At 75.9% G+C, this 6,494-nt stretch carries 3 protein-coding genes; all 3 read right to left on the reverse strand.

What is annotated here, in order from left to right; all coding sequences use genetic code 11:
- Positions 1 to 4,574, reverse strand: a 4,574-nt coding sequence (locus tag E1265_RS31665) for an FtsK/SpoIIIE domain-containing protein (protein WP_132934414.1), incomplete at its 3' end; no start/stop codon positions are given.
- A gap of 55 nt (positions 4,575 to 4,629) precedes the next feature.
- Positions 4,630 to 5,910: a hypothetical protein gene (locus E1265_RS31670; RefSeq protein ID WP_132934415.1), complete on the reverse strand. Its 1,281-nt coding sequence runs from the start codon at positions 5,908 to 5,910 to the stop codon at positions 4,630 to 4,632.
- Positions 5,907 to 6,494, reverse strand: a 588-nt coding sequence (locus tag E1265_RS31675; RefSeq protein WP_243741250.1) for a sigma-70 family RNA polymerase sigma factor, incomplete at its 5' end; no start/stop codon positions are given. The genes E1265_RS31675 and E1265_RS31670, both read right to left, overlap by 4 nt.

The raw sequence follows: 6,494 nt of genomic DNA on the forward strand, positions 1-6,494 counted from the left end.
GGTGGGGGGCGGAGCTGTTCGGGGGCCAGGCGGACGCCGATCAGTTCGCCCTCGCCCAGGTTCTTCGGCGCGAGCAGCATGCCGCGCCTGGCGCGGCGGGCGATGCCGATCCAGCCCATCGCGGTCATGCCGTCCGCCGGCCCTGCGAGCAGCAGGCCGAGGCCTCGGTCGCGGCCCGCCGAGGCGACGCGGCGCAGCGCCTGGTCGGCGCGGCCCGACATCAGCATGTCGGCGTCGTCGACCACTACCACGGCCGGGCGTCCTTCGAGCGACGTGAGGGCCGCCTCGAGTTCGTCGCCGGTCGGGTCGGTCGCGGTCAACACCCGGGCCAGGCCGTGCGCCGCCAGGCGTCGCAGCGGCGAGTCGCGGGGGGTGAGGACCACGAGGGCGGTGCCGCCCATCAGCAGCGAGACGGACATCGCGGCGAGCGTGTTGGAGCGGCCGCTGCCGGGCGGTCCCGCGACCATGAAGGAGCCGACGTCGGCGGTGAAGTCGTAGCCGATCGGCGCCGCCTCATCGCCGCCGAGGCCGACCAGCGCCCACATCGGGCGGCGGTTCTCCTCGGGGATCAGGTCCGCGGCCTCCTGGAAGCCGACCACGCCGGGCAGTTCGGTGATCGGGAACGGCCGGAGCTCGTCCGCGATCCCGGAGTCGCGGGCGGTGGCGCGGCGGCCGATGGCGCGCAGCGCGTCGGCCTGGTCGACGGCGCCCTTGGACAGCCTCGGTTCACCGGCGGCCGGCGTCGGCAGCAGCAGGATCTGCGCCTCGGTGGCGCCGGGCGTGAACCAGCCGCGGCCGGCCGGGATGCGCTCGGGCACGGAACGCCGGTTGATGCCCGCCGCGGCGAAGTCCATCCGGTCGGTCTGGCGCAGCAGCAGCCGGCGGTCGTTGTGCTGGGCGGGGCGGCCGCCGAGCAGGATCCGCTCGGAGGTGGCGATGACGTGGATGCCGGCCGCGGCGCCCTCGCGCAGCAGCCGCAGCAGTTCCTCGAGCAGCCGGCCGCCGTCGTACTTGTCGAGCATGGAGTTGAGCGCGTCCCAGCCGTCGATCAACACCAGCAGGTGGGCGGGGCGTTCGGCCTTCGGTAGCTTGGCGCGCAGCTCGGTGATGGAGGCCACGTCGTGCCGGGCGATCTGGCTCTGGCGCTCGGTGAGTTCGGCGAGCAGCCGGCGGATCAGTCGGTCGAGGCGCTCCGGGTCGTGGCGGGAGACGACGGAGCCGCAGTGCGGCAGGGCCTCGAGCGCGGCGAGGCCGCCGCCGCCGGCGTCGATGCCGTAGACGTGCAGTTGGTCGGTGGTCAGGTGCATCGCGGCCGAGCCGGCGATGGTGCGCAGCGACTGGGTGCGTCCTGAGCGGGGCGCGCCGATGACGTAGAGGTGGCCGAACGTGGCGAAGTCCAGGTGGCCGAGGCGCTGTTCCTGGCGGTTCGGCAGGTCGAAGTAGGCGTAGGGGAACGGCGGGAGCCGCAGCGCGCCCGGCGTGGGGTCGGCCTCCGGTTCCGCCAGCGTGAGGCGTTCGTCGAGCGGCGGGAGCCATGGGCGGGGCTGCGGCTGGAAGTCGGGCAGCGCCTCGGCCGCCGCGCGCACCGCGGCCACCAGCTCGCTGAGGTCGGTGGGCGGGTCCTGGGGCTCGCCCGTCCCGTCGTCGACCGGCGCGTCGACGAGGGGTTCGGAATCGGTCGGCACGGCCACCGGCCGACCGAGCTGCTGCCAGGTCAGCTCGGCGCCCCGCACCGAACGCGGGCCGCCGACGCGGGCGCCAGGGGCGCCGTCGGCGGTGGGGCGCTCGGCGCCGACCCAGGCGGTCTGGAACGGCAGCGGCGGTCCGTCGCCGCGCCGGATGAGCGCCCGGCCCGGGGTGGCGGGCGAGATGCCGGCGGCGGCCGGGGAGTTGAGGATGTCGGTGGACTCGGTGCGGTCGGTGACACGCAGCGCGATCCGCAGGTTGGTGTTGGCGCGGATCTCGTTGCTGACGGCGCCGGCCGGGCGCTGGGTGGCGAGCACCAGGTGCAGTCCGAGGGACCGGCCCCGCTGCGCCAGGCTGATCAGGCCGGGGACGAACTCCACCAGTTCGCGCACGAGGGTGGCGAACTCGTCGATGACGAGGAGGAGTCGGGGCAGCGGCGGCAGTTCGGGCTCGCGGGCGCGCTTGGCCCGGTACTCGCGGTGGTCCTTGACGCCGACGTCGGCCAACAGCTGCTCGCGGCGCTTCAGTTCGGCGTCGAGCGAGGCCAGGGCGCGCTGCACCAGGTGCCCGTCGAGGTCGGTGATCATGCCCAGGGTGTGGGGCAGTTCGGCGCACTCGCGGAACGCGCTGCCGCCCTTGTAGTCGATGAGCACGAAGGTCAGCTCGTCGGGCCGGTTGGCGACGGCGAGCGAGGCGATCATGGTCTGCAGCAGCTCGGACTTGCCGGATCCCGTGGTGCCGCCGATCAGCCCGTGCGGGCCGTCGGTCGCCAGGTCGAGGTGGGCGGTGCCCTCGAAGCCGGAGCCGATGACGAAGGTGGTGCTCGCCGGGTTGCGCTCCCAGCCCCGCACCAGCGTCGCGGGGTCCGGCGGCTCCTGGCCGAGCAGCGGCAGCAGACGTACCTCGGTGGGGAGTCCTGCGTCGGCGTCCACGCTGACGTCGCGCAGCGGCGCCAGGGCGCGGGCGGCCTCCTCGCACCACTCGGGGTCGACCTGGTCGGCCCGCACGCCGCTGACGGTCGGGTGCCCTGAGGAGCGGACGGTGAGGCGGTTGCCGGTGGCGGTGACGACGGCGGCGCACTGCTCGGGCAGCAGCCGCTCGCGTTCGTCGAGGCAGAGGCTGAAGATGCCGACGGCCGGGCCCTCGGTGAGGATCTGGGTGACGCCGGGCACCTCGCGCAGCCGGTAGGCGCCGTCCATCACCACGAGCACGTCGGGCTCGGCGACGGCGACGGCCCGGCTGGCGCCGCCGGTGGCGGTCGTCCTGGCCTGGATGTCGGCGAACAGCTCGCTGACCCGGCGCGCGGTCGACTCGGGGTCGTTGCCGAGCGCGATCAGCGGGGCGCCGAAGCCGGCCCGGGTCGGCCGCAGGTGGGGCAGCCAGCGGACCCAAGCCCAGTCGTCGACGTGCTGCTCGTCGGTGAGGACGACGATCCGCAGGTCGCGCGGGGAGTGCAGGACGGCGGCCTGGGCGACGGCCCAGCGGGCGACGGCGCGGGCCGTGCGGCTGGTGCCGGTGAGGCCGAGCACGCCGAGCTGGCGGAGCTCGGCGCCGATGGGGACGTCGGCGAGCCGCCAGTGCACCTGGCGGTGGTTGGTCTCGCGGGCCTGGTCGCTGATCTTCTTGAGGGAGGCGCGGGCGACGGTGCCGAGCCTGAGGGTGAGGTAGTCGCCGTGGTGCCGGCGGCGTTCCCAGAGCTGGCGGCCGGGACCGGTGGCGGTGAGCTGCACGGCGGCGGGGTCGGGGGACGCCTCGTTGCGCAGCCCGCGCTCCTCGACGGTGGCCCGGCGCATCTCCAGTTCGAGGGCGGCGCGGCGCAGGTGGAAGCGGCGCGTCTGCTCCTCGTGCCGCTTGCGGTTGGAGCGGCGTCCGGTCAGCCAGTTGCCCACCGCCATCAGCGGGGTGAACAGGATGAGGATCATGAAGTAGAAGGACCGGAAGATCGCCATCATGGCGAGGCCCATGACCAGCGGCGAGAGCATGAGCATGAACGGGAAGGTGCGCGGCCCGGGGGGCGACGGCGGTCCCGGCAGGCTCAGGTTCTCGGCGTCCAGCGGCGGAACGATCCGGGGCGGCCGGTTGTAGTCCATGGTCAGGCCGTCGGCAGCCGGCTTGACGGCGGCGTCCGGCTCGAACGGCGGCGCGAGGCGCAACAGGTGGTCGCCGAGCGACAGGTCGGCGTAGAACGGCCAGTTCCGCGAGCCGTCGTCGGGCGGCGGCAGCTGCCCCGGCGGCAGTGGCTCGGGATCCGCCGGCAGGCCGTCGGGGCCGGCCTGCGCCGGCTCCTCGCTGTGGCCGCCCGGGCCGCCGTCCTCCGCGCCGGCCGGCTCCTCGTCGGTGAGCGGGGTGCCGGTCTCGGGGTCCACGGGCGGCGGCGGGGTGAGGCTGCGCAGCCCGCAGGTGTCCGGGTCGGCGTCCTCGGGCAGCCGGTAGCTGGCCGTGCCGTCGGCGTGCACGGTGATCCACGTGCCGGTGGCGGGCAGTCCGTCGTCCACGTTCGGGTCGTCGGCCGAGGTGTCGGCGAGGCGGATGGCGCAGCTGCGGTCGGTGCCGATCTCGTAGGCGCCGGGTCCGAGCCGCCAGACCCGGCCGGCGCCGGGGCCCGAGACGTGGCGCAGTTCGAGCAGCGCCGGGTCGGTGGCGGGCGGGGTCCAGGCGCGGGCGGCACTGGCCCGGGGCGGCGCCGGCGCGCCGCGGCCGAGCAGCACGCCGTCGCGGACGCCGCCGGTGCCGAGGGGCGCGTCGGAGTCGAGCAGGCGCTCGCCGAGGAAGAGCCTCGGGGTGTCGAGTGCCGCGGCCAGCTCGGCGACGGTGGCGTCCCCGGGCAGGTCGAGCAGGTGGTCCGTGAGCCGACCCTGCTGGTCGGCGGTGGTCACGGTGAGCTTCACGGGCGGTCCAACCGGCTTCGGTGGGTGGAGTGTCGGGAGGTGGGGCGGGGCGCCGTCAGTGCGGCAGCGTGCGGGTGGTCTCGCGGCCGGCCCGTGGGGAGGCGGGCGCGCCGCCGCGCGGCGCGGTCTCCGGCTCTGGCTCCGTCAGCCGGTGCTCGCCGGTGTCGTCCGACTCGTCCTCGAGCTCGGCGAGCGGCGGGCGTGGCGTGGCGCTGGCGGTCGCGGACCCCGTCCACGCGTCGGCGTCGGCGCTGGAACCGCTCGCGGCTTCCGCCTCGTCCGCCTCGTCCTCGTCCAGTTCGGCGAAGGTGCGGGTGGTCTCGGCGGCGTCGCCGGCGGGCGGCGCGGGCGGCAGCACGGGCGGAATCGCGGAGAGCACCTTGGCGACGGCCCGGCTGAGGGCGTTGCCCGTGGTGAGCAGCGGGGTGCCGGCGACGGCGATCTGGCCGTGCCGGTCGGTCAGCAGGGTGCGCAGGTGGCCACGCCCCTCGCCGAGCAGGAGCAGCCGCAGGGCGGGGAACGCCTCGGGCGGCTCGGAGAGTTCGGCGGGCACCGGGTCGGGCAGTTCGGCGGTGACCAGGACCGGCGCGAGGCCCAGCTTGGGGCGCTGCTCGCGGGCCGCCCGGTGCGCGGCGCGCACCGGCGTTCCGGCGAAGCCGCGGTGCACGCCCTCGGCGACCACCACGAGACCCTCGGGCAGGCGGACGTCGAGTTGGGCGGCGACGGCCTGGTGCAGGGCGACGGCGGAACGCCGGTCGCCCTCGACGGTGATCATCGGCGGGCCGACGGCCAGGTCGAGGAAGGCGCAGCGGCCGCCGACCTCGCCGACCGCGACCAGCACCGGGTGCACCTGGTCGGGGTCGGGGACGACGGGCGGCAGGTCGGCGCGGGCGACGCTCCAGTGGTCGTCCGCGTCGTCGCCGGCGAGCCACCAGCGCTGGTCGTCCGGGAGGGAAACGTTTCTGCTCTCGCCCGCGACCAGCACGGTGACGGCCTCGCCGTCCACCAGCGCCGCGTACGCCCGGCCGCCGGCCTCGCGCGCGGCGGCCACGGCCCGCTCGGCGTCTCGCCAGGTGGCGGGGGCGCGCAGGCCGCGCACCAGGGTCCGCAGCGAACGCCGGTGCCGCAGCCAGGCGCGGAGGGGCGCGGCGAACGCGTGCCCGGTGATGGCGAACTCGCGGCGCAGCCGCCGCCACGCCTTGCCCCAGCCGCCCTGGCGCATCGCCAGGTACCGGATGACGAGGAAGATCACCAGCAGCACGGCGACGAGGCCGAGCACGCGGAAGATGGTGTCCCGGTGGCGATCGATGAACTCGAAGGGATCGGTCGTCCTCATGCCGCCTCCGCCGCGTGCGCGACCTCGAACTCCGAACGCAGGGCCGCCAGCGCGTAGTGCACGCGGGACTTCACGGTGCCCTTGGGTATGCCGAGCAGGTGTGCGGCGTCGGCCCGCGACCGGTCGCACAGGTGCACGTGGATCAGCACGTCGCGGTGGAGCGGGCTGAGCCGGCAGAGCGCGCGCACCACGGCGACCCGGTTGACGACGGCGTCGGCCACGTCGGCGCCGCCGTCGGCGGCCCGGTGTAACAGGGCGGCCGGCACGATGCCGATGGGCACGCTGCGGTCGCGGCGGCGGGCGTCGACCGCGAGGTTGCGGGCGACGGTGTGCAGCCAGGCGGCGAGGTGGTCGTCGTCGGCGTGGAAGCCGCCCTCCTCGCCGGCGAACTCGTCGGCGGCCAACCAGGCGCGGAGCATGGTCTCCTGCACGATGTCCTCGGCCCGGTGCGGATCGCCGGGCGAGAGGCGGTTGGCGTAGCGCAGCAGGCGGCTGCGGTACCGCTCGGCGGCCGGCTGCCTGGGCCCGGGGCAGTGCGCGGTCCTGGCGACGGGGGCCGGGACGGCGGGCGCGGGGGCCGGCGC

This window comes from Streptomyces sp. 8K308 (genome assembly GCF_004348315.1).
Lineage (GTDB): Bacteria > Actinomycetota > Actinomycetes > Streptomycetales > Streptomycetaceae > Streptomyces.

Bases quoted from the DNA above. Each gene is read 5' to 3' on its own strand.
- E1265_RS31670 (WP_132934415.1), bottom strand. From the start codon at position 5,910: ATGAGGACGACCGATCCCTTCGAGTTCATCGATCGCCACCGGGACACC.